The 23520-nt window shown below is 70.7% G+C and carries 20 protein-coding genes; 13 read left to right on the forward strand and 7 right to left on the reverse strand.

Going from position 1 to position 23520, the window contains the following annotated elements; all coding sequences use genetic code 11:
- Nucleotides 1-33: 33 nt before the first annotated feature.
- From RIC11_RS16850 to folP, 3 genes are all read left to right on the forward strand, one after another.
- Nucleotides 34-1452: a tetratricopeptide repeat protein gene (locus tag RIC11_RS16850; protein ID WP_350213399.1), complete on the forward strand. Its 1419-nt coding sequence runs from the start codon at nt 34-36 to the stop codon at nt 1450-1452.
- A 20-nt stretch (nt 1453-1472) separates the two neighbouring features.
- Nucleotides 1473-2003 (forward strand): LPS assembly lipoprotein LptE, encoded by a 531-nt coding sequence (lptE, locus tag RIC11_RS16855; RefSeq protein WP_350213401.1) that lies wholly within the window; start codon nt 1473-1475, stop codon nt 2001-2003.
- A 94-nt stretch (nt 2004-2097) separates the two neighbouring features.
- On the forward strand, nt 2098-2907 hold the full coding sequence (gene folP, locus RIC11_RS16860) for a dihydropteroate synthase (RefSeq protein ID WP_350213403.1): 810 nt from the start codon (nt 2098-2100) through the stop codon (nt 2905-2907).
- 81 nt (nt 2908-2988) lie between these two features.
- On the opposite strand, the gene trpC is transcribed toward folP, so the two are convergent.
- On the reverse strand, nt 2989-3789 hold the full coding sequence (trpC, locus tag RIC11_RS16865; protein WP_350213405.1) for an indole-3-glycerol phosphate synthase TrpC: 801 nt from the start codon (nt 3787-3789) through the stop codon (nt 2989-2991).
- 80 nt (nt 3790-3869) lie between these two features.
- On the opposite strand from trpC, the gene RIC11_RS16870 reads away from it, so the two are divergent.
- The 3 genes from RIC11_RS16870 (at nt 3870) to RIC11_RS16880 (ending at nt 9483) form a co-directional block, all read left to right on the forward strand.
- Nucleotides 3870-5315: a class II fumarate hydratase gene (locus tag RIC11_RS16870; RefSeq protein WP_350213407.1), complete on the forward strand. Its 1446-nt coding sequence runs from the start codon at nt 3870-3872 to the stop codon at nt 5313-5315.
- A 116-nt stretch (nt 5316-5431) separates the two neighbouring features.
- Nucleotides 5432-6733 (forward strand): tetratricopeptide repeat protein, encoded by a 1302-nt coding sequence (locus RIC11_RS16875; RefSeq protein WP_350213409.1) that lies wholly within the window; start codon nt 5432-5434, stop codon nt 6731-6733.
- A gap of 290 nt (nt 6734-7023) precedes the next feature.
- Nucleotides 7024-9483 carry a tetratricopeptide repeat protein gene (locus RIC11_RS16880; protein ID WP_350213411.1) on the forward strand — a complete coding sequence of 820 codons (2460 nt, stop codon included), beginning with the start codon at nt 7024-7026 and terminating at the stop codon, nt 9481-9483.
- 194 nt (nt 9484-9677) lie between these two features.
- Here the strand turns inward: RIC11_RS16880 and RIC11_RS16885 are convergent, their stop codons facing one another.
- A complete protein-coding gene (locus RIC11_RS16885) occupies nt 9678-9878 on the reverse strand; it encodes a hypothetical protein (RefSeq protein ID WP_350213413.1) in 201 nt (66 codons plus the stop codon).
- Between the two features lie 326 nt (nt 9879-10204).
- Here RIC11_RS16885 and RIC11_RS16890 point away from each other — a divergent pair, with 326 nt between their 5' ends.
- On the forward strand, nt 10205-11653 hold the full coding sequence (locus tag RIC11_RS16890; protein ID WP_350213415.1) for a DUF1598 domain-containing protein: 1449 nt from the start codon (nt 10205-10207) through the stop codon (nt 11651-11653).
- A 7-nt stretch (nt 11654-11660) separates the two neighbouring features.
- On the opposite strand, the gene RIC11_RS16895 is transcribed toward RIC11_RS16890, so the two are convergent.
- Nucleotides 11661-12194 (reverse strand): GNAT family N-acetyltransferase, encoded by a 534-nt coding sequence (locus RIC11_RS16895; protein ID WP_350213417.1) that lies wholly within the window; start codon nt 12192-12194, stop codon nt 11661-11663.
- A gap of 153 nt (nt 12195-12347) precedes the next feature.
- On the opposite strand from RIC11_RS16895, the gene RIC11_RS16900 reads away from it, so the two are divergent.
- The gene (locus RIC11_RS16900; RefSeq protein WP_350213419.1) at nt 12348-12836 is read left to right on the forward strand and encodes a hypothetical protein; all 489 of its coding nucleotides are present in this window, start codon (nt 12348-12350) and stop codon (nt 12834-12836) included.
- On the opposite strand, the gene RIC11_RS16905 is transcribed toward RIC11_RS16900, so the two are convergent.
- Complete coding sequence (locus RIC11_RS16905; protein ID WP_350213421.1) at nt 12837-13799, reverse strand: histone deacetylase family protein; 963 nt, start codon at nt 13797-13799, stop codon at nt 12837-12839.
- Between the two features lie 174 nt (nt 13800-13973).
- Between RIC11_RS16905 and RIC11_RS16910 the strand changes: the two genes are divergently transcribed.
- The gene (locus tag RIC11_RS16910) at nt 13974-15461 is read left to right on the forward strand and encodes a hypothetical protein (RefSeq protein ID WP_350213423.1); all 1488 of its coding nucleotides are present in this window, start codon (nt 13974-13976) and stop codon (nt 15459-15461) included.
- Nucleotides 15462-15522: 61 nt separating this feature from the next.
- Here the strand turns inward: RIC11_RS16910 and RIC11_RS16915 are convergent, their stop codons facing one another.
- Both RIC11_RS16915 and RIC11_RS16920 read right to left on the reverse strand, forming a co-directional pair.
- Nucleotides 15523-16095: a DUF6580 family putative transport protein gene (locus RIC11_RS16915; protein WP_350213425.1), complete on the reverse strand. Its 573-nt coding sequence runs from the start codon at nt 16093-16095 to the stop codon at nt 15523-15525.
- Between the two features lie 84 nt (nt 16096-16179).
- Nucleotides 16180-16584 carry a DUF4430 domain-containing protein gene (locus tag RIC11_RS16920; RefSeq protein ID WP_350213427.1) on the reverse strand — a complete coding sequence of 135 codons (405 nt, stop codon included), beginning with the start codon at nt 16582-16584 and terminating at the stop codon, nt 16180-16182.
- 185 nt (nt 16585-16769) lie between these two features.
- Here RIC11_RS16920 and RIC11_RS16925 point away from each other — a divergent pair, with 185 nt between their 5' ends.
- Both RIC11_RS16925 and fadA read left to right on the forward strand, forming a co-directional pair.
- Entirely contained in the window at nt 16770-18950 is a 2181-nt protein-coding gene (locus RIC11_RS16925) for a 3-hydroxyacyl-CoA dehydrogenase NAD-binding domain-containing protein (RefSeq protein ID WP_350213429.1), read from the forward strand.
- A 48-nt stretch (nt 18951-18998) separates the two neighbouring features.
- Entirely contained in the window at nt 18999-20156 is a 1158-nt protein-coding gene (gene fadA / locus RIC11_RS16930; protein ID WP_350213431.1) for an acetyl-CoA C-acyltransferase FadA, read from the forward strand.
- Nucleotides 20157-20159: 3 nt separating this feature from the next.
- Here fadA and RIC11_RS16935 read toward each other — a convergent pair whose 3' ends face one another.
- Nucleotides 20160-20753 carry a hypothetical protein gene (locus tag RIC11_RS16935; protein WP_350213433.1) on the reverse strand — a complete coding sequence of 198 codons (594 nt, stop codon included), beginning with the start codon at nt 20751-20753 and terminating at the stop codon, nt 20160-20162.
- Nucleotides 20754-21023: 270 nt separating this feature from the next.
- Between RIC11_RS16935 and RIC11_RS16940 the strand changes: the two genes are divergently transcribed.
- Both RIC11_RS16940 and RIC11_RS16945 read left to right on the forward strand, forming a co-directional pair.
- Nucleotides 21024-21905: a TerC family protein gene (locus RIC11_RS16940; RefSeq protein ID WP_350213435.1), complete on the forward strand. Its 882-nt coding sequence runs from the start codon at nt 21024-21026 to the stop codon at nt 21903-21905.
- A gap of 139 nt (nt 21906-22044) precedes the next feature.
- Nucleotides 22045-23511: an ammonium transporter gene (locus RIC11_RS16945; RefSeq protein ID WP_350213437.1), complete on the forward strand. Its 1467-nt coding sequence runs from the start codon at nt 22045-22047 to the stop codon at nt 23509-23511.
- Nucleotides 23512-23520 lie beyond the last annotated feature (9 nt).

Genomic DNA, 23520 nt, shown 5'->3' on the forward strand with positions numbered 1-23520 from the left:
TTCCGCTGCGCGCCCGATCCGGCTGGAAACGCCATGCAACGCCCGATCCTGCTAGCACTAACCGCGACGCTCGCCGTCGCGGCGTGCCGCTCCGACTCCTCCGCGGTCGAGTTCCCTTCGCTCGCCGGGCTGTTCGGCGGCGGCGAGCAGCAGCCCCGAAAGGGGGGAGGCCGCGACTGGTGGCGCCGGCACAAGTCGAAGGCCGAGTTCGTGCCGGGCGAAGGCTACCGCGTGCCCGGCTACGAGGGCTTCTACGACGGGTCCGGCGTGCCGATCGACGCGCCGATCGACCAACAAGCCATCCGGCTCAGCCGGGTCGAGGCCCCCTCCGGCGGCCTGCTGCCCGGGCTCGACCCCAAGAAAGCCGCCGAGCGCGTCCGCGAAGCGGCCGGCTACGGCCCCGACGAGGCGGTCGCCCGCCGGCTGCTGGAAGAGGGCGTGGCGCTCTTCCAGGAGGGCAAGCGCTCCGCGGCCGCCGATCGCTTCGACGACGCCGCCGCCCGCTGGCCCGGAACCGACGTCGCCGCCAAGGCGATGTTCAACCGGGCCGAAGCGCTCTACTTCGACAACAACTTCAAGGACGCGGCCGACGCGTACGTCGAGCTGCTCGACAAGCACCCCAGCACGCCGAAGCTCGACGCCGCGGTGGAGCGCATGTGGACGATCGCCCAATTCTGGGAACGGACGCACTTCACCGACTCCTGGCGCCCGCCGTTCGACTACCAGCCGCTCACCGACAAGCGCCCCACGTTCGACACGATCGGCCACTCGCTGCGGCTCTACGAGGCCATCCGCCTGAACGACCCGACCGGCCCCCGGGCCGACGACGCCATCATGGCGACCGCCGGCGTGCACTTCCGCCGCCACCAGTACGTCGACGCCGATTACCACTACCGCCTGCTCCGCGAGGAGTACCCACGCAGCGAGCACCAGTTCGAGGCCCACCTGCTCGGCCTCCAGTCGCTGCTGCAGAAGTACCACGGGCCGGATTACGACGGCTCGCCGCTGGAGGAAGCCAAGAAACTCGAAGAGCAGACGCGGCTCAACTTCGCCGGCCGGCTTTCGGACGAGGACCGCCAGCGCCTGACCGAGGTCCGCGCGCAGATCGCCGCGGCGGTCGAAGAACGCGGCCTGCGGATGGCCGACTACTACGAGGGGGCGGGCCACGTGGGCGCGGCCCGCTACTACCTGACCCAGCTGCAACGCAAGCACGCGGGCAGCCCGGTCGCGGAGCGCGCCGCCGAGCGGTTGGCCGCGCTGGAGGGCCAGCCGGCCGAACCCGACGTGCCGCTAGAGTGGCTGGTCAACCTGCTGCCAGAGAACAAGAAGTTCGAGTCGATCAACTCGATCCAAGAACTAGAAGCCGGCGCCCCCGAGCCGACGACCGCCCCGCCCGGCGGCGGCACACTGGTCGCCGACGAGTCGGCCGGCGACGACACCCAGACCCGCTGACCCGACGGCCGCCGACCCCGGTGAACCCGCTCCGCCTACTCGCCGCCCTCGCGCTCTCGGCCGCCGCGGGCTGCGCCGGATACCGCGCGGGGGCGTCGTCGCTGTACGCGCCGGACGTGGCCACGGTCTACGTGCCGATGGTCGAGTCGGAGAGCTTCCGCCGCGACCTGGGGGAGCGCCTCACCGAGGCGCTCGTCAAAGAGATCGAGCTGAAGACCCCGTACAAGGTCGTCTCGACGCCCAACGCCGACAGCATCCTCGAGGTGCGCCTGGTGCGTGAACGGCGCACCGTCCAGGCCGAAGACCAGTTCGACAACCCGCGGGTCTTCTCGATGCTGCTCAACGCCGAGGCCACGTGGCTCAACCGCCGCCGCCTGCCGCTCGGCCCCACACGGTCCGTCCCCGTGCCCGCCGACCTGACCGGCGCGGTCGGGTTCAGCCAGACCGTGCCGTTGATTCCCGAATCGGGCCAGACGATCGCGTCGCAACAACAACTGGCGATCGCCCGGTTGGCGGAGCAGATCGTCGGGGCGATGGAAGAGCCGTGGTGAGCGATGGGCGCCGGCCGCACCGCGGTTGCCCGCGAAAGCCGCTGGCGACTCGCTCCCTGCCCGCAGGCGCCCGGTTCTGCTCGAATCGTCGGGCATGAAGCCGAACGGGCTACCGCTGTTGATGGGCGTGGTGAACGTCACGCCCGATTCCTTCTCGGATGGCGGCCGGTTCGTTGATCCGGACCGCGCTGTCGCGCACGCGGTGTCGCTCGCACAGGCCGGCGCGGCGATCCTCGACATCGGCGGCGAGAGCACCCGCCCCGGCGCCGAGCCGGTCGACGAGGCCGAGGAGCTGCGCCGCGTGCTGCCCGTCATCGAGCGGCTGGCCGGGCATACGCAAGCGGCGATCTCGATCGACACGAGCAAAGCGAACGTCGCTCGCCGGGCGCTCGCCGCCGGGGCGTCGATCGTGAACGACGTCACCGCCGCGACGGGCGACCCGGCGATGCTCGGCGTCGTGGCCGAAACGGGCTGCGAGGTCTGCCTGATGCACCTGCGCGGCACGCCCCGCACCATGCAAGACGATCCGCGCTACGGCGATGTGGTCGCCGAGGTGAAGCAGTTCCTGTCCGACCGCCGCGACGCGGCCGAGGCCGCCGGCGTGCCCCGCTCGAAGATCTGGCTCGACCCGGGCGTGGGCTTCGGCAAGACCTTCGAGCACAACCTCGAGTTGCTCCGCCGGATTGCCGATTTCCGCGACCTCGGTTGCCGCGTGCTAGTGGGCCACTCGCGCAAGCGCTTCCTCGGCCAGATCCTCGGCGACCCCGACGCCGACCGCACCGCGGCCACGGCGGGCGCCGCCGTGTGGCTCGCTTCGCAAGGGGTCGACGCGATCCGCGTGCACGACGTGCGCCCCGTCGCCGACGCGATCCGCGCCTACCAAGCGATCGCCCAAGGACCTTGAGCCGCACGCGCTAGCGTCGGGCGAACCGGCCAACGGGTCCGCCCCTGAATGACGCCCCCGCCACCCCGGCGTCACGTCGGGTCAGGCGCCGAGCAAAGCGTCAACCGCCGCGCCGAGGTCCGCCTGCCGCATCAGCGACTCGCCGACGAGCATCGCGTCGATCCCCGCCGCGCGGAGCCGCTCGGCGTCGGCGTGCGTTCTCACGCCCGACTCGCCAACGAAGACCACCTCGGCGGGGACCTCGGCCCGCAGCCGGATGCAGTGCTCCAGGTCGACCGTCATCGTGTGCAGGTCGCGGTTGTTCACGCCGACGAGCCGTGGCTCGCACGCGAGCACCGCGGGCAGGTTCGCCGGGTCGTACAGCTCGACCAGCGCCGTCATGCCGAGTTCGACGATCGAATCGTACAGCCGCCGCAGCTCGCGGGGCGTCAGGCACTCGGCGATCAGCAGCACCGCGTCGGCCCCCGCTGCGCGGGCTTCGACGACTTGGTGCTCGTCGATGACGAAGTCTTTCCGCAGCACCGGCAGGTCGACCGCTTCGCGGATCGCCCGCAGGTAGTCGAGCGAGCCTTGGAAGTGCGGCCCGTCGGTCAAGCAGCTCAGGCAGCTCGCGCCGTGCTGGGCGTAGGTCCGGGCGATCGCGACCGGGTCGAAGTCCGCGCGGATCAGCCCGGCGGAGGGACTCGCCTTCTTCACTTCGGCGATCAGCTTGATCGGTCCGCCATCGACGGCCGGCCGCTTAGCCGCAAGCGGCGCCAGGAAGCTCCGCACCGGCGGCGCGTCGGCCAACGCAGCGCGCAGCTCCTCCACCGGCCGCTCTTCGCGAGCCCGTGCGACCTCTTGCCGCTTCCCAGCGACGATCTTATCGAGGATCGTAGGCATAACCGCCTCAGCCTAGCCGAACCCAACGCGCCCCACGAGCGCCCCCAATCCGCAATCCGAATTCCCCAATCCGCAATCCCATGTCCCCTCCCGCCCGCAACCCGGACCAGCCCGCCACCCGCACCGAGCGCGACACGATGGGCGAGATGCAGGTGCCCGTCGACGCGTTATACGGCGCGTCGACCGCGCGGGCCGTGGAGAACTTCCCGATCGCCGGCCGCCCGCTGCCGCCGGCCGTGATCCACGCGTTCGGCCACCTGAAGGCGGCCTGCGCGCAGGCGAACAAGGACCTCGGGAAGCTCGACGCGCGTCTGGCCGACGCGATCATCGCCGCCGCCGACGAGGTCGCACGTGGCCTGCACGACAACCAGTTCCCGGTCGACGTGTACCAGACCGGCAGCGGCACGAGCACGAACATGAACGCCAACGAGGTGATCGCCTCGCTGGCGAACGAGAAGCTCGGCCTCGGCGCGACCACCAAGGCCGACGGCGGCGTGCACCCCAACGACCACGTGAACATGGGGCAGTCGTCGAACGACACGTTTCCCACGGCGATGTGTATCGCTGCAGGTCTTGCAACCCAGAAGCAACTTCAAGAGGCGCTAGGGCTTCATCTGCTACCAGCGCTTCAGTCTCTAGCCGGCAAGTGGGATCAGATAATTAAGGTCGGCCGAACTCACTTGATGGACGCAACCCCGATCAGGGTGGGTCAGGCCTTTAGCGGCTATGCCTGGCAAATTGAGAAGGCTGCTGAGGCCGCATCGTGGGCCTCGTCAGCGGTTACTTCTAATATGCCAATCGGGGGCACTGCAGTTGGCACTGGGATCAACGCTCACCCGGATTTCGCGGCGAAAGTATGCACCGCGTTGGAGCAAAGCCTGGGTTTGCACTTCGAAGAAGCTGAGAATCACCCCGAAGCTCAGGCAGCGAAAGACTCGTTTGTTGATGCTCACGGGCGACTGAAAACAATTGCCGTTTCCCTCTCGAAAATCGCCAACGACATCCGCCACCTCGGCAGCGGGCCGCGGTGCGGGATCGGCGAGTTGGTCCTGCCGGCGATCCAGCCGGGCAGCTCGATTATGCCGGGGAAGGTGAATCCGGTGATCTGCGAGAGCGTGATGCAGGTCTGTTGCCGAGTGGTCGGGAACGACGCGACCGTCACCATGGCCGGCATGGGCGGGGTCGGGTCGATCTTCGAGCTGAACGTGGCGATGCCGGTCATGATCGACGCGTTCCTCGAGTCAGTCACGCTGCTAGCGAATGTCTGCAACGTGTTCGTCGACAAGCTGCTGGTCGGCTTGGAGGTGAACGAGGAGCGCTGCGCCGAGCTGCTCGACGCGTCGCTGATGACGATTACCGCCCTCGCGCCGGAGATCGGCTACGAGAAGTGCGCGGCCCTCGCCAAGCAGGCGCACAAGGAGGGCAAGACCATCAAGCAGCTCGTCGGCGAACAGAACCTGATGCCCCCCGAGCGGCTCGAGGAGCTGATGAACTACGACAGCATGACGCGGCCAGAAGCCAGCTAGCTGGCCGAAGGACCAATGACCAAGCCCCAGTGGCCAATGGGATCGGTCTTGCCAAAACGGCACTTATTGGTCATTGGGATTCGGTCGTTGGTCATTTCCCACGTCCCAGGGGCCGCATGGACGCGCGCCGGCTACTCGCCCTGTTGCTAGCAACACTCGCCGCGGCGTGTTCCGCGGACGAGGGGGCGATCCGTCTGCCCGCGTGGGTCGAGCCGGCGCCAGCCATCGCGCTGGCGGCAGGCCAGACCGACGCCCCCGCGCCGGCCCCGCCGCGGGCGCAGTCGGGCGGTCCGCTCGACATCGGCGACCTGCTAGGGGGCCCCATGTTGGCGCCCCCACGGGCTGAGTCGGCGGATGAGGCCTCCGACCAGCACGTCCCGGCCGAGCTGCCGACGGCCCAAAGAGAGCCTCGGCCACTCCGTGCGCCGGAGCCGGCGCCGATTTCCTCCGTGCACGCTACGCGGCAATTGGAGCACGCGGCCAGCTCGGCCACGACCAGCCACGCGCTGTCGCGGCTGATCACCCGCTACCACGAAACGCGCGAACGCCTGATCGACGCGGGGCAAGACCCGCTGGTCGAGCGCGCCGACTCGGTCGCCACCTGGGCCTACTACGCCCGCGGCCGCATGAAAGCCGCCGCCGGAAAGCACGAAGCCGCGACGGCCGACTTCCGCGCCGCGCTCACGGTCGACCGCACGAACGAAGCGGCGCGGCAAGACCTGGCGATCACGCTCGCCGAGGAGGGCCGGCTCGACGAGGCGCTCGCCGAACTCGACGCGGCCCTCGAGGCCTCGCCCGAATCAATCACCGCGCGGCGGAACCGCGCGACGGTGCTCCTCCGCATGCGGCGTCCCGACGAGGCGCTCGCCGACTGCGACGCGGTCCTCGCCGCGGTCGGCCCCGAAAGCCCGGGCCGCGCCGACGCGCTCCGCCTGCGCGGCGTCGCGTTGCACGCGGCCGGCCGGCTACGCGAAGCGGCCGCCGACCTGAACGAGTCGATCCGCCGCGACCCGCACGACGCCGAAGCGTACGTGGCGCGCGGCCACGTGTTCGCCGAGGGGGGCTTCTTCCGCCAAGCGATCACCGACTACCGCGCCGCGCTCTCGGTCGACGCGATGTGCGTGTCGGCCTATCGCTCGCTCGCGTGGGTCCTCTCGACCTGCCCGGACGAGAACCTCCGCGGGCCGAAGACCGCCGTCGAAGCGGCTTACCGCGCCCGCCGCTTGGTGGGGAGCGAAGACTACCTGGTCCTCGACGCCAGCGCGGCCGCGCACGCGTCCGCCGGCGACTTCGAAGAAGCCGCCGCCTTCCAGCGCCGCGCCCTCAAGGCGGCCGGCGACCCCCCGCCGGCCGACGCGGTCGCGCGGCTGCATCGGTACGAGCGGCGGACCGCGTTCGTGGCGCCGCCCGTTCGGTAGCACGCGGGTCGGCGCTTCCCGGTCCGGGGGCTTCCGCGCTCGGCGGCTCCCATTGCTCGTGGCTCGGCTCGCTTGTGGCTCGGCTCGTCCGTGGCTCGGCTCGTACGTGGATCGATCGGCGGCGGCGCGGCGTTCTCGGCAAGCTGGGAAGCCCTTGCCGGAAATGCCGGTTTCTTTGATTGATTTGATTCGGCCGGTCGTAGCGATTGTCCGATGCAAGGGGTGGCGCCCGGCGTTTGCCGGGGCTTCGCCCCATCGTCGAGACACTTGGTCGCTAGGAACGCGTCGCCATGCTCAGGGATTACCTCCAGCCCGCTCTGAAAAGCTGCGCGCTCGCCTTGGGCGTGTCGGCATCGACCGCCCTCGGACAAGGCGCCGTGTACGTCGGCGACCTCGGCTCGATCGATCGGGCCGTGCTGCAACAGGCGGCGAGCCCGGTGCAAGCGAAGTACCCGCCGGGCCTCGGCGCGCCGCCCGCCGCGCCGGCCCGCCAAGCCGCGAAGCCGTCCGGCGACGACTCGTCGTTCCTGTCGAAGCTGAAGCCGTCGTGGCTGTTCGGCGACAAAGAAGACTCCGCTCCGCCGGCCGACCCGTTCGCCGCGGCCGCCAGCCAAGCGCGTCGCAACGTCGCGCGGGCCGGGGCCCAGCCGATCGCCGTGTCGGCGCCGGCAGCCGACCGGGGCGTCACGCCGGCGGCCTACAACGCGAACCGCTCGGGCGGCCCCGCGATGCGTGAGCCGACCCAGCGGAGCGGCGGCCTGCTGTCCGGCTTGTGGTCGGGCGGTTCGAAGCAAGCCCAGCCCGCGCCCAGCCGCAGCGGCTCCTACTCTCAATGGAGCCGACACTCGGGCGGGCAACCCGCCGCCGAAGCCACAGCCGACGCGTCGCGTGCGATCCGCAGCAAGCTCCGGCCCGGCAGCCGATCGGCCGAAACCTCGGGCCCGCCGGCGTCGATCGCCGCGAGCCGCCCGACGCCCTCGGCGCCGCAGCGAGCGGTGGCCCAGCACGCCAATCCGCGGGCGACGGGCCCGTCGGCTATCGTACCGATCCGAACCCCCGCGCCGGCCCGTCTGAACGAGCCCGCCGGCGGCGTCGTGATGATCAGCGACGACGACTCCTCCTCGAGCAAGGTCGCGTCGAGCAAAGCCCCACCGAGCAAAGCCCCGTCGAGCAAAGCCCAGTCGAGCGAAGCCCCGTCGAGCGAGTCGGCCTCGGACACACCCTCCCTGATCGCCGCCCATCCCGCCGCCGCCCCGGCGAAGCCGTCCGCCCCCACCCGGCAAGACAACCCCTTCGTGAAGTCGGTGAGCGAGCCGATGCCGCTCGTGCAGGCGACCGATGAGGCCGCTCCGAACAAGTTGGCCGCGAAGCCGAGCATCATCGCCGCCGTCGAGCCGCTGACAAAGGTCGTCACCACCGATCCAGAACTCGAAGAGCTGCCCCCCTACCCGACCGCGCCGCAGGCGGACGCGGGCGAGGTCGTGCGGCTGCCCGAGTTGTCCGACACCAGCGCCGACGCGGTCGCCGAATCCAAGCCCGAAGCGCCCGAATCGCCCGAAGCGCCCGCCGCCGAGGAAGACCTGGCCATCGCCGTGGCGGTCGGACCGGCCGCGCCGCCGGTGGCGGCCGAGCGCGCCATCGCCGGCCGGTCCTCCTTCGGCCCCGCGCCGCGTCCGCAAGAGTCTACCCGCTTCGCCCACGGGCCCTCGGGTGACCTGGCGCCGCTGGTCGAAGAGGCCCGCTCGACGGAGCCCACGGAGCGCTCCCGCACGCTGCTGACCGAGGCCCACCAGATCGCGTCGGCTGCCGCGACGCTCGACGACTACTCGGCGGTCATCAAGCGGTGCCGCTACGTGCTCGCCATCGACGACTCGCCGCTCGCCAAGCAGTACGCCAACTCGCTCGCCGGTTGGGCGCTGACCAAGCGCGGCGACCTGTTCGACGAGGAAGGCCGCTACGACGAGTCGCAGTCCGACTACCACGAAGCCCTCCGCTGCGACCCCGAGTGCTGGCGGGCCGAGCACAGCCTCGGGGTAGCCGCCGCCCGCGAGGGAGACCTCGCCACCGCCCGTGTGCGGTTCGACCGCACGCTCGACCTGAATCCCGAGTACGCCAAGGCCTACTCCAACCGCGCCGCCCTGGCGGTTCAAGAAGGCGACTTCCTCAGCGCCCTGGCGGACTACGGCCGCGCCATCGAGGTGGATCCCGACCTGGCGGTCGCCCACAACGGCCGCGGCCGTGTGTGCCACATGCTGGGCCGCCTCGACGAGGGGCTGCGCCACCTCGACGCGGCCGAGTTGCTCTCTCCGGACGACGCGATGGTCGCCACGGGCCGCGCCGACCTGCTGGTCGACCTGGGCAACTACGGGCAAGCCCTCGCCGCTTACAAGCGGGCGATCGAGATCGATTCCCAGGCGCCGTCTGCTTACCGCAACCTGGCCTGGATGCTCGCCACCTGCCCGGTCGAGTCGTTCCGCGACGGCGAAGCCGCCGTGCGATTCGCCGAGCAGGCGGAGCAGCTCAGCTCGGGCCTGGACGACCTGCTGCTCGACACCAAGGCGGCGGCTCTCGCCGCGGCGGGCCGCTACGACGAAGCCGCCGAAACGCTCCGCAAGGCGATCGACCTCGCCCCCGAGACCGACGCCGGCGCCTACCGCGAACGCCTCGCCCTGTACGAGCAAGGCGAGTCCTTCATCAGCCAGCCCGCCGCGATCCGTCAGGCGAGCTACCAGGGGGGCGCCGTTCGCTGATCGCCGCAGGCAACCAGCCACCATCACCGCTACGAAACGATCGACGAGGCGCCGGCCGCCTGCTCAGCGGCCGGACGACGAAGGGGGGGGAAGCGAAGGCCCGGCCGTTTCACGACGGCCGGGCCTTTCGTTTTTTCAGGCTGGAGGCGTGAGGCGTGAGGCGTGAGGCACAAGAGCGCGCCCGACCGCTTTCCTCACTCTTTTTCGGTCTCCGTCGTCTGTTCCTCGTCGCTCTGCTCCTCCTTCTCCTCCATCGCCTTGTCGATCTCTTCGCGGGGCAGGTAGTCCATGTCCCAGTGAGAGACCTGGCGCTGCTTCGCCTCTTCGGTGAACACGTGCTGCTTGTCGTCGCTGCGGGCGTCGTCGTCCGGTTTGTTTTCTGGGTCTTCAGCCATGGGAAGCGCCCCGTGTTGAGGTTGGAATAAATCGCATTGCCGAGTGGTGCAACCGACAGACCAGTCGGCAATACTCCTCGGCTGGCGGTCGAACGGATACGGTGGCAGGAATCGAGCGAGCGGTCGGATCGACCAGCGCTCCGCCCCGTGCGGTCATTCGCCTGCCAATTGGATCGCCGATGAACCTACACGCCCGCAGATCCCCCGCCCTGTTAACTCTTCTGTGCGCGATCGCCGCAGCGACGGCTTGCGATGCACAGTTGCCCCAACCGAAGGGTTTCCAACCGCAGGGTTTCCAGCCAACCGTTCTCCAACCGCCCGCCGCCTTGAGCGCAGCCGGGCCGGCCGGCGTGGGCCAGCAGGGGGGCGCGGCGGGCGCCGATTTCGACGCGTTGATCGAGCTGGTTACTTCGACCGTCGCGCCCGACACCTGGGCCGAGAACGGCGGCGGGGAGGCCGAGATCCGGCCCTTTCCGACCGGCGTCTGGCTCGACCCGGCCGGCGTGGTGATCTCCGCTAATAACGATTCGGCGGAGCGACCGTCCGGTAGCCGGGCAGGCCGGTTCGCGGACCCGTCACCCGCAGCGAGCGGCGACTCCGACGCGCGGCGGCCCGCGGCGATGCGGTGTGTGTCGTTGCCGAGGCTCGAAGCCGAGATCGCCCGCCGTATCGAGGCCGGCGAGCCCCTGGACGAGGCGATGCTCACTCTCGCTGGGCTGCAACGGGCCGAGTGGTTGTGCCTGCTCCCCGCCGGGGCCGACGGCCGGGCGGGCGATGTGGTCATCGCCGGACCGGCTGGCGACTGGCGGGTCGACCCGGACCGCCGGCTGGTGTCGACCGAAACGGGCCGCGCCGTGGTGCGGCTGGACGACCTGCTCACGCTGCTGCGTCGCGAAGCGAGCCGCCCCGGCCGGCCGCTCGGCTGCGCGATCACGCCCCGGCAGGAGGCCCTCGCGGCCGCGCAAGCCGAACTCGACAAGACCGCCGGCGCGCCGATTCCCGCGCGGGGCCGCGACGCGTGGCTGGAGAACCTCCGCCGCAGCGTCGGCCAGCAGGACGTCGACGTCTGGGGAGTCGACCCGGCGACCAACGCCGCGCGGGTGCTCGTCGAGGCCGACCGGCACATGAAGCAGATCGGCCTCGGCGAGGCGCCGTCCATCGACGCCGTGCCGAGCTACCTCGACCGCGTGGCCGAGCGGGTCCGCGACGGCCAGCCCGCGCCGCCGATGAGCGTGCTGCGGTGGTGGTTCGCCGCCGGCTACGACGCCATCCACCGCGACGCCGACGCGACGTCGTTCCGGCTCGTTGGCTCGGGCGTGCGTGTGCTGAGCGAGAACGAGCTGCTCACCCTCCGCGGCGAGCGCGTCCACACCGGCGAGTCGGACGAACCGACCGAGGGCTTCGCCGACGACTTCACGAAACACTTCGACGAGCTCTGCGCGGTTTACGCCGTCTACAGCGAGCTTCGGAACGTCTTCGACTTGGCGGTCCTCGCCGCGCTCGTTCAGAGCGAATCGCTGGTCGAGCGATCGGGCTGGCGGCCGAAGCTCTTCTTCGAAGCCGACGCGTTGCCGACGCCCAGGCTACGGCACGCGCGGCGCGTCGACACGATGGCCACGCTCCGGGTCGTCGGCCGCCGCAACCTGCTAGCGGCCGTCAGCGGCGGCGCGTGGCTCGAGCCCTCGGCGATCGCTCGGTCGGACAAGGGGCTCACCGCCGACGCTCCGCCCGCGCCGGCGGTCAACCACGGCGGCTGGTGGTGGGACGCGCCGTGAGCCGCCGCTACGGCCGGACCCGCGCGTACAGCCGGCAGTCTTGCGGCGCTTCGCCCAACTGCGGCATCACGTGCATCCGGCGTGTGATCCCTTCCAGCGCGAAGCCCGCCTTCTCGAGCACGCGGGCCGACGCCTCGTGGTCAACGTGGCAGTACGCCTGCACACGCCACACGCCGTCGGTGGCGAGCGCCGCGTCGGCGACGGCCGTCGCCGCTTCAGTCATCAGCCCCCGGCCCCAGAGCTCCCGCGCGATGACGTAGCCCATCTCGACCCGCGTGCCGCGGCGGACCAGGCCGATCGTGCCCCACGCGGTCGGATCGCCGGTCGGGCAGATCGCCCAGACTTGCTGGTGCGGATCGAGAGAATCGCGGGTGACCTCCTCCAAGAAGGCCTCGGTCTCTGCTGCCGAGCCGTTCGTCCGCCAGCTCATGTAGCGGGTCGCGTCGGGGTCGCCGGCTACCCGGCGAAAAAGGTCCCCGGCATCGGACTTAGCGACCGGCCGGAGCGCGAGCCGCCGGGGTGTGAGGTTCTTTGGGAACACGGCGATCCGCCTTGCGAGGGTTGTACCAGTCGTGGGACCTGCCTCGCGCCGCGTTGGTTCGCTTTGTTGCAGCGGCGCCGCGTGCAAGTAGCGTGAGAGCTTGGCGGCCCCGCCTGGGCGGGCCGCGCTCGTCGCGTTCTGGGCAGGTGGTGTATGCGTAGGCTTGGCTTGGTGGTGATTGCGGCGGTCGCGGTCGGCGGGCCGACCGACGCCCATGCCGATTGCTTCGGCTGCGGCGACCACTACGAGACCGCCGTCCGCCCGGCGGAGATCGCCTACCTCGAGAACCGGCTGGTCCGCCTGGACCATATGGGCCGCGTCCGCCGGATCCGCGCCGAGATCGAGTACTCCGAAGCGGTCGTCGAGTCGCTCCGGCGGCGGTTGCGTGACTACAGCCGAGTGAATGTTTTCGTCGTTGGCAATGCGCTGGACCTGTCCGAAGAGCGGGTCGAGCTTGCGCTGCGGCGCGAAGAGATCCTCGTGCGGGAGCTGCGCGAGCAGCTCGTGCTCGAGCAACGCGCGTACTACGCGCACAAGCGGGCCCACGCCGCGGCCGCTCAGCAGTCGATAGCGGCAGGGACCCAAGCGGCCGCGGTCCGCCCCGCGGCGGGCGAGCCGACGATCGTGATCATCAACCACTGATCAGCCGTCGGCGTCGCGCGCTTCGTCGGCGTCGCGTTCCAAGAGCTCGCTCAGGTGCAGCGCGACGCAATCGGCCAGCACCGGCGGGTTGTAGCCCCCCTCGAGGACGCTCACCAAGCGCCCCCCGGCGTGGGCGGCCGCCACGTCGAGCACCGACTGCGTGAGCGCCGCGAAGTCCTCGGTCTCCCAGCCGAGCGAGCCAATCGGGTCGGTGCGGTGCGCGTCGAAGCCCGCGCTCACCAGCACCAGCTGCGGCCGCAGCCGATCGGCGAAGTCCTCCAGCTCCCGCGCGAACCAACTCAAGCAGCGGTCGCGCGACACGCCCATCTCGACCGGCAGGTTGCGCGTCGACCCGAGCCCGTCGCCCGACCCGGTCTCGTCCTCACCGCCGGTGCCCGGGTAGAAGGGCCAGCGGTGGATCGACAGGAAGCCGACCCGCGGATCGGTCCAGAAGGCGGCCTGCGTGCCGTTGCCGTGGTGCACGTCCCAGTCGACGACGAGCACCCGGTCGAGCCCCAGCTCCTCGACCGCGACGCTCGCCGCGATCGCCACGTTGCCCAGCAAGCAGAACCCCATCGCCCCCTCACGCAGGGCGTGGTGGCCGGGCGGTCGCACGGCGCAGAAGGCCCGCCGGGCTTCGCCGCGGACGACCCGCTCGACCGCGTCGCACGCGGCGCCGGCGGCCAGCGCCGCCACGTCGACCGACATCGGGCTCACCACCGTGTCGACCTCCGCACGCCCCCCGCCCCGCGCGGCGAGCGCCCGCACGGCCTCCAGGTAGTCGGCGTCGTGCAGGCGCAGCAGGCGCTCGTCCGACGCCGGCCGCCACTCCGGCCGCGTGCACGCGGCCGCGAGGCCCGACCGCTCGAGCCGGCCGATCACCTGCTCGATCCGCGCGGGGCACTCCGGGTGGCCGCCGGTCTCGTGGCGACGGAAATGCGGGTCGTAATAAAAAAGAGTCATATCGGCGGCTCGAAACGGGGGCGTCCGCCGGGAAAGTTGACACTTTCAGAAGCCCGTTGCTAGTGTGAGGCTGGACCCAGACGGGGGGCGTCGCCCGCCGCGGGACCTCATTCCGAGGGGGCGCCGCGCCGGCGGCAGTCGGCTCTCCTCTATCGACCTACGGAACCAATCGCGATGCCCGCGAAGTCAATCCCAGCGAAGCTCCTTCTCGCCCCGGCCGCGATCGCGCTGGTGGCGGCGCTCGCCGCGACCGCTCCGGCGCAGCGTGCTTATCAGCAGGACGAGATCGACAAGTCGCTGCGGACCGGCGGCCTAGCGGCCAAGCGCTACGCGCAGCAGCCCGGCAGCGACCCGGCCGAAGAGCAGCGGTTCCGTGATTACTTCCAGAAGTACTACTTCCCGGCGATGACCCAATCGTCGCCCGAGGCGCTCGAGGACCTCGGCGAGATGCGGTACCGGCTCTTCCGCGACTTCATCTCGTCGGCCAGCGGCGCCAAGCGGCAGTTCCTCCTCCGCGCGGCGTTGCAGTTCGCCGCCAAGGTTTACCAAGCGAATTACCACCCCGCGGTCCGGTACAACGGGCTGCTGATCCTCGGCATGCTCGACGAGCAGCCCGCGTCCGGCGACAACCCGGCCAAGCCAATGGCGCAGGCCAACCAGGCGCTGTGCCAGATCGCCAAGCGCGCGACGGCCGACGGGCGCCGGCCGCGGTACGAGTTGGCCGGAGCGCTCGTGGGCCTCCAGCGGCACGCCCGCAGCGTGCGGCAGCTGCCGCGGGACCGGATGGTGGACACCGCAAAAACGCTGCACAGCGTGCTCACCGCCGAGGACCTGCCCGGCCAGTACGAGCCGGGAGTGAAGGCCGAGCTGTTCATCCAAGCGGCCACCGCCCTGGCGAACTTACAAGTCGCCGGCGGCGGTGGTGTGTTCCCGAAGGCGATCGCCCAGCGCGCGGCCGACGAGCAGCTGAGCCTCGAGGCGCGGGCCGAGATCGCCTCGCAGCTGAGCCGCATCCCGATGCAAGAGGGGCAGTTCGACGGCGCGTCGATCGGCCAGGCGGTCCGCGACCTGGCGGTCGCCATCGTGCGGCGAGAAGCCGACTACGCGAACCGGTTCGAAGAGATGAACAGCTTCGGCATGGGCCGCGGCATGCCCGCCAGCCGCGACGCGTTCAGCAAGCGGCTCGAGGTCGACGAGCAGGGCGAGGTCACCCTTCGGCTGGGCGGGCTGATCGACCTGCTCGTCGAGATCAAGGCGGCCGCCGAGGCGGCGCAGCCGGTCGCCCCCGAAGCCGAGCGAGCGGGTCTCACCGAGATCGCCGCCGCGGTGACCGACGCGATCCGCGTCGCGGCGGACGAGGGGTCGGTCTCGCTCGACGTGACCGACGCGATCAAGCGGATGGCCTCGAGGGTCGAAGCGGTCGCGGCCGAAGCCGACGCGGCCCGCGCGGCCGCCGAAGCAGCCGCCGCCGAAGCAGCCGAAGCCGCAGCCGCCGCAGCCGCCGAAACGCCCCCTTCCGACGCTCCAGGCGCGGAAGCTCCAGCCGAGGAAGCTCCCTCCCCGGCCGCGCCCCCGGCAGCGGACGACGCCCCGGCTGCCGCCGAGCCGGCCCCGCCGGCAGCCCAACCTCCAGCAGCCCAACCGCCGGCGGAAGCGCAGTGAGCCAGCGGAACGGTCCGCTCAATCAGGGTGGACCCTGGCCAGTTTGCCCGCCGCGGAGGTCTTATGCCGCCGCCGTGCGTTGCTGGCCGGAAGTCGTCGCGCCGGCCCGCAGCGAGTACACGCCCGCGGCGGCCGCCGCGGCGAACGTCACAGCGGTCCACGCCAGGTCCCCCACCAGCATGCGGCGGAGGAACGGAACCGCCGCCGCGTAGCACTCCGCGAGCCCGGCGGGCGTGGCCGGGTAAAGCGAGCTTGAAGCCCACACGGCGAGATTCGTCGTGATGAAGAACAGCGCCGACGGCGCGGCCGCGAGCGTCGCCAACCGCGCGGCGCCAGCCACGTGGCTCCCCGCGGGCCGCCGCAGCAGCCGGCCCATCAGCGCCGGCGCGGCCATCGCCGCGTACACGGCGATCGGAACCGCCCACCCGTCGTACGGGGCGAGGGCCAGATCGGTGATCGCCATCGCGACCAGCGGCACGGCGACCGCCGCGGCCAGCGGCAGCGTGCAGCCGGCCAAGAGCGAGATCGCCGCCAGCGGCGTCACACACCAATCGGGTTGCCCCCAACGGCCCGCCACGCCGATCGTGACAAACAAGGCGAACACGGCCGCCTGGGCGACCCGGTCGTTTTTCAAGCGTGAGAGCTGCATAGCGTGACGAATGAGGCTTCCGGCCTGGCTTGGCGTGGGGTCGCTCCCCGACGCTCGTAGCGTAGAACCCTACTCGTAAGGCGCCAGCCTCCACAAGACGCGGTCCCCCGGCGCCAGCCGCACGGCTCCCGCCCCGAGCTCGCCGTACGCGCCGTTGACCTCGAACTGCCAGTTCAGCCCCTCGGGACCGTCGCTGGGCGTGCCGTCGAGCGAGTCGAGGAACGCCATCGCCCCCTCGCCCCGCCAGCGGCTAGGGAAGGCCGCACGGGTCGCGTCGGCGACCGTCATGCCGGGCCGGAAAACCGCCGACGCGGAACGTTCTGGCTCGCCCGGTCGGCGGACCGCCACCGTCACCCGGCCCCCGGCGGCCGGACCGTCGGGCGGAGCCGGGTCGGCCCGCTGGCTCGACCGGTCGCCGTCGGCCAGGCGGACCAGCACAACCGCTAGCAGCACCACAACGAGCGCCGCGGCCACCCTCCCCCACCGCCGCGGTGGGGGCCGGGTCGCATCCGGTGCTACGGTTGGAGAAGGCGGCATCGGCTCCCTGGCGGTACGATAGCGGCCGGCGGCTGGCTGAACGGCCCGCGGGCGGCGAGCGTACCACAGGCGGGGCGCGTCGCTGCGTCGTTTCTAAAGCACCACCTTCCCGGAGCAAGAGGATGTCGGCGACCCGGCTCGATTGGACCGACACCCCCGGCGGCGGGGGGCGCGTCGCCGTGCTGACGCTCGACCTGCCCGGCAAGTCGGCCAACCTGCTCGGCTCGGCGGTGCTCGACGAACTCGAGTCCCGTCTGGACGAAGTCGACGCCGCCCCGGGCGTAGCCGGCCTCGTGATCACCAGCGCGAAGCCCGGCGTGTTCATCGCCGGGGCGGACCTCACCGAGTTCGCCGCGGGCCTCGACCGCCCGAAGGAAGACATCCTCGCCACGTGCGAGCGAGGCCAGCGGCTGTTCGGCCGCCTCGCCTCGTGCGGCTACGCGACCGTCGCCGCGATCGACGGCGTGTGCGTGGGCGGCGGGCTCGAGCTCGCCGTGTGGTGCGACCGCCGCGTCGCGACCGACTCGCCGAAGACCCAGCTCGCCTTCCCCGAGGTGAAGCTCGGCCTGCTGCCCGGCTGGGGCGGCACTGCCCGCACGCCGCGGATGATCGGCCTGGCGAACGCCGTCGAGCTGGTCACCGGCGGAGAGAGTGTGTCCGCGCGGGAAGCGACCCGGCTCGGCTTGGTAGACGACTTGGTGAGTTCGAAAGGGGAAAGCGGAAAGGGGAAGGCGGAAGACTTGCTCTCTGCGGCGCTACGGATCGTCGCCGCCGATAGCCATTCCGGCGACTTCCGACAGGATCGCGAGCGCTGGTCCGGGCCGATCGAGCAATCAGAGACCGAGTTGGCCTTCCTCGGCGCGACAGCCGCGGCCGTCATCCAGCAGAAGACCGGCGGACATTACCCTGCGCCGATGGCCGCGCTGGAGCTGATGCTCGAGGCCTCGCAGGTCGACCTCGCCGCCGCGCTCGAGGCCGAACGCGAAGCGTTCGCGCCGCTGTTCGGCTCGCCGGTCAACCGCGCGCTGCTCAATGTCTTCTTCCTCACCGATCGCGCAAAGAAGGCCACGCCTGAGCCCCGCGGCGTGAGCCCGGGGAGCGAACCACGAGCGATCGAAACGGCCGCCGTCGTCGGCGCCGGCATCATGGGCCAAGGCATCGCCGCCGCCAGCGTCAAGCGCGGCGTGCGGGTGCTGCTCTCCGACAGCCGCGCCGACGCGCTCGCCCGCGGCGCCCAGGGCGTGGTGCGCGAGGCCTCCTATAACAAGCAGACCAAGGGAGTCGACGCCGACCTGGCGATCGAGCGCGCCGCCCTGGTGACGCCGGTCGCCGAGCCCGCCGGGCTCGCTTCGGCCGACCTGGTCATCGAGGCGATCGTCGAGAACGCCGAAGCGAAACAGTCGCTGTTCAAGGCGGTCGAGCCCACGCTCGGCGCCGACGCGATCCTGGCGACCAACACGTCGACCATCCCGGTCACGGAGCTGGCAAAGGGGCTCGCCCGCCCGGAGAACTTCGCCGGGCTGCACTTCTTCAACCCGGTCCGCAAGATGCCGCTGGTCGAGGTGATCCGCGGAGAGCGCACCTCCGACGCCACGATCGCGCGCCTGGTCGCCTACTCCAAGCGCCTGGGGAAGACACCCGTCGTCGTGAACGACGGGCCCGGCTTCCTCGTGAACCGGCTGCTGCTCCCCTACATGAACGAAGCGGCGTTGCTCGCCGAGGAGGGCGTGCCGATCAAGCAGATCGACCGCGCGGCCAAGGCGTTTGGCATGCCTATGGGCCCGCTCGAGCTGCACGACGTGGTCGGCCTCGACACGTGCCTCCACGCGGGACGGGTGATGCACGCCGCGCTGGGCGACCGGATCGAGCCGGCGGCGGTGATCGAGCGTCTGGTCGACGCCGACCGGCTCGGCCAGAAGAACGGCAAGGGGTTCTACGACTGGCGCCCGACCAAGCCGGGCAGGCCGCCCAAGCGAGAGGACAGCGCCGAGGCAGCGAAGTTGGTCGCGCCGAACCCGCAAGGCGAAACCCCCAACCCGCAATCGCTAACCGACCGCCTGCTGCTGCCGATGCTCCTCGAAGCGACACGCGCCCTGGAAGACAGCATCGTCGGCGACCCGCGCGACGTGGACCTCGCGCTGATCCTCGGCATCGGCTTCCCACCCCACCGCGGCGGCCTGTTCTTCTGGGCCGACACGCTCGGCAAACAGGAGCTGCTGGCGAAACTCGAGCCGCTGCAGCCGCTCGGCAAGCGGTTCGAACCGACGGACATGCTGCGGAAACCAGGCCCGTTACTCGGCTAACGGCCCGCCAACGAGCATTCCGCAATCCGCAATCCGAAACCCGCAATCATGAACACCCCCGTGATCATCGACGCCGTCCGCACGCCGATCGGCCGCGCGCACCCGGAGCGCGGCGTGTACCGCGACGTGCGCGCCGACGACTTGGCGGTCGAGGTCGTCCGAGCGCTCGTCAAGCGGACCGGCGTCGACCCCGCGGCCATCGAGGACGTGCTGCTGGGCTGCACCCAGCAGCAGGGCGAGCAGGGGCTGAACGTGGGCCGCCTCGTCGCGCTGATGAGCGACTTGCCCGCCTCCGCGGCCGGCGCGAGCATCAACCGGCTCTGCGGCAGCAGCCTTCAGGCGCTCAACCAGGCGGCCCACTCGATTCTCGCCGGCGCGGAGGACGTGCACGTCGTCGGCGGCGTGGAGCACATGCACCACTACGCGATGGACGCCGGCCTCGACCTGAACCCCAAGCTCTTCCGCCACACGAGCAAGGGCGCGTTGATGATGGGCGTGACGGCCGAGTTCCTTGCGCAGTCGCAAGGCATCAGCCGCGAAGACCAAGACCGCTTCGCCCTCGCTAGCCACCAGAAGGCCCAAGCGGCCCACGAGTCGGGCGACTTCCACGCGGAGATCCTCCCCGTGTGGGGCCGCGACGAGGCGGGCGAGCGGACGCTCATCAAGGTCGACCAGTGCGTGCGCCCCGACACGAGCCTCGAGGCCCTCGCCGACCTCAAGCCCGCGTTCATGCCGGGCGTGGGCACGGTGACCGCTGGCAACAGCTCGCCGCTGAACGATGGCGCCGCGGCGATGCTGGTGATGTCCGAGGCACGCGCCAAGGAGCTCGGCCTGACGCCGCTGGCCAAGGTCCGCGCGACCGCCGTGGCGGGCGTCGACCCGGCGGTCATGGGAACGGGCCCCGTCCCGGCGACCAAGAAGGCGCTCCGACGCGCCGGCCTCAAGCTCGAGGACATCGACCTGGTCGAGCTCAACGAGGCCTTTGCCGCGCAGGCGCTGGCGTGCGTGCGGATGCTCCGGCTCGACGAAGAGAAGGTCAACGTCCACGGCGGCGCGATCGCGATCGGCCACCCGCTCGGCGCGAGCGGCGCCCGGATCGCCACGACCCTGCTGCACGCGATGGTCGCCCGCAACGCCGAGATCGGCCTCGCCACGATGTGCATCGGCGCCGGACAAGGGATCGCGACGGTGCTGGAGCGGGTGTAGCGGTCAGCCCAGCGGCGTGTCGAGGATTGCCTGCAACCGCTTCCCTAGTTCGGATGGCAATCGCGAAGGCCAAGTCGCGTCGATCAACTCGGCGTCGATCATGTCGCGGAGATGGGTTCGGTCTTTGTCGCGATAACTGGTCAGCTTCATACGTACGAGGGCTCCTAGCGACAGCGTCGACGGCCCGTCGACAAGCTCAGCCTCGTCGAGCGTCGGAACCGGCTCGGGGTAGCTGTCGCGCACTTTCTCGCCGGCAAAAACCACGCCCACCGCGTCGCGTGCCTTGGCGGCGGGGCCGTCGAGGAACATGTCGACGCCCTTCGCGTGCCGGTAGACGAAGCCCGCCGGCTCGAGCGCCGCGATGGCGTCGGCCAATCGCGAGCGCTCGATCACGATGTCCACGTCGCGCGTGTTCCGCACGAGCGACTCGTCGACCTGGGCGACCCACACCTGCACGGCGTTGCCGCCGACGACCGCGTACGGCACGCCAGCAGCTTCTAGCGCCGTCGAGACCCGCCGCAGCCGGTCTTTGACTTTCTGCACGGCGTTTTCGATCCGGTCCCAGAGGGCGTCGCCGGTGGGGTGGAGTTCGGCCATAGCCGGATTCTACCACGCGCCGGGACGCCGCCGACCGTGTCGGCGCCGTTTCGGCGGAGCAGGAACGATCGTCCCAACCAACCCCGGAGCCTCGGGCGTTCGCCCGGGGGACGCGTCAGCGTCCCTCTGGCTAGCCGCTCCCCGGGCCGACGCCCCGGGGCTCAGGTCGCGGGGTCCCTTCCGACCCCGGCTTGGCCGCCGGGCCGCGTCGCGCTTAGAACAGGGCCGTCTCAGTCGACAAGCCCGCCAGCCGAACCGCCCCAAGCCGCCATGCTTCTCGCCGCCGCCGAAGCCCCCGCCGAAGCCGTCGAAGCCGCGGAGCGAGCGGTGTCGATCTCTTGGTCCTTCGCCGAGATGTTCTCGGTCGCCGGCCTGACGACGCTCGGCATGCTGATCCTGCTCCAAGCGGTGCTGGGGTTCGACAACCTGCTGTACATCTCGCTCGAGTCGAAACGCGCTCCGAAGGAGAAGCAGCGTGCGGTGCGGACCTGGGGCATCGGCATCGCCGTAACGCTCCGGATTGTGCTGCTGTTCGTGCTGATGCAAGCGATCAGCATGTTCCAGGTCTCGATCCTAACGGTCACCAAGACGACGCCGTTCGGCGCCGTGCTGACCGGCGACTTCAACTTCCATGCGATCATCGTGCTCGCCGGCGGGGTGTTCATCCTCTACACGGCGCTCAAGGAGATCCTCCACCTGGTGGCCTTGGAGGACCTGGAGCACGGGGTTGAATCTGGCCAGAAGTCGGCCGGCGCCGTGATCACCACGATCGTGTTGATGAACCTCGTGTTCTCGTTCGACTCGATCCTCTCCGCGATGGCCCTGACCAGCAACTTCTGGATCATGGGCACGGCGATCGTTATCTCCGGCGTTCTGATGATCGCCCTAGCGGACGGCGTTTCCGAGTTCCTCAAGAAGAACCGGCTCTACGAAGTCCTCGGCCTGTTCGTGCTGCTGATCGTCGGCGTGATGCTGATGGGCGAGGGGGGGCACCTCGCGCACCTGGAGCTGTTCGGCTACCCGGTCGAGCCCATCAGCAAGACCACCTTCTACTTCACGATCGTGACCCTGGTGCTGATCGAAATCGTCCAGGGCCGGTACCAGAGGAAACTGATGGCCGAGAAGACCCGCCGGTCGACGAAAACCGCCTAGAGCCACCGGCGCCGAGGCGCCGCTGCCGCGGCGGTTGAATCCGCGACCGCCGGGAGTCAAGATATCGCCCGCGCCGCCGCCGGCCCGGTCCGCGGCGCGCAAGGCGATGCTCCTCATCCCCTTCTAACCAGGCGAAGCAATGCTCGGCGCCCTCCCGGCCGTGTGGCGGCTACCTCTGTTCCTTGGCCTCTGGGTCGCGTCGTGCGGTTGGAGCACGAGCCAAGCGCAGGCGCAGGACGAGCTCCGCGCCGGGAGCGAGCCGGCCGCGGAAGCCGCGGTAGCCGCCGGCCCGTCGCTGGCCGAACTCGGGGCCGCCGTCGAGGAGGCCAAGCTCGCGGGGCACAACGCTTGGATGCTCACCAGCTGCGCGCTGGTGCTGTTCATGACCGTGCCGGGCCTGGCGATGTTCTACGGCGGCCTCGTGCGTCGGAAGAACGTGCTCAGCGTGCTGATGCAGTGCATCTTCTTGATGGGCCTGATGACCGTCATCTGGGGCCTGTACGGCTACTCGCTCGCCTTCGGCGGCGACGGCGCGTACATCGGCAACGGCGAGTACCTGCTCATGAAGGACGTGTCCCGGACCTGGGACGCGTCGGCCGGCGCCGCGGTCGAACCGATGGAGGGGGCCATCCCGCGGCTGACCCACATGGCGTTCCAGGGCATGTTCTTCATCATCACGCCGGCGTTGATCTGCGGCGCGTTCGCCGAGCGGATGAAGTTCTCCGCGATGGTCGTGTTCTCGATCCTCTGGGGCACTTTCGTCTACTGCCCGCTGTGCCACTGGGTGTGGGACGGCGGCATCCTCGCCTACGGCGGCGACAACTCGTGGGGCGGCGGCGCGTTGGACTTCGCCGGCGGGACCGTCGTGCACATCAGCTCCGGCGTGTCGGCCCTGGTCTGCGCGATGGTCATCGGCCGCCGACGCGGCTTCGGCGCCGAGGACATGCGGCCCCACAACCTCACCTACACCGCGATCGGCGCCGGCATGCTGTGGGTCGGCTGGTTCGGCTTCAACGCGGGGAGCGAGCTCGCGTCGGACCACCTGACCAGCAGCGCGTTCGTCGTGACCCACTTCGGCGCGGCGGCCGGCGTGCTCGCCTGGTCGCTCTACGAGTGCCTCACCCGCGGCGCCCCCAGCGTGCTGGGCGCCGCGTCCGGCGCGGTGGCGGGGCTCGTGTGCGTCACGCCGGCGGCCGGGTTCGTGTCGCCGATGTCGGGCCTGATCATGGGCGCCGCGGGAGGAATCGTCTGCGCTTGGGCCGTCGGCATGAAGGGCAAGCTCGGCTACGACGACGCGCTCGACGCGTTCGGCGTGCACGGCGTGGGGGGCACGCTCGGCGCGGTGCTGACCGGCGTGTTCGCCACCCGCGCGGCCTGGGACATCGGCGAGGGCAAGCCCCTCGGCCTGATCGAAGCCGGCGGCTGGGGCGACTCGGTGATGGGGGGCCAGCTCTGCGCGACGGCCGTCACCTGGCTGTTCAGCCTGGTAGCGACCTGGGTCCTGCTGATGGCGATCAAGGCCACGATCGGCCTGCGGATCAGCGAGGAAGGCGAACGCCGCGGCCTGGACCTCACCGACCACGAGGAAGAAGGCTACCTGTTTTGATGGGCGGCC

Origin of the sequence: Botrimarina sp. (assembly GCF_040219535.1) — a bacterium.
Taxonomy (GTDB): Bacteria; Planctomycetota; Planctomycetia; order Pirellulales; family Lacipirellulaceae; genus Botrimarina.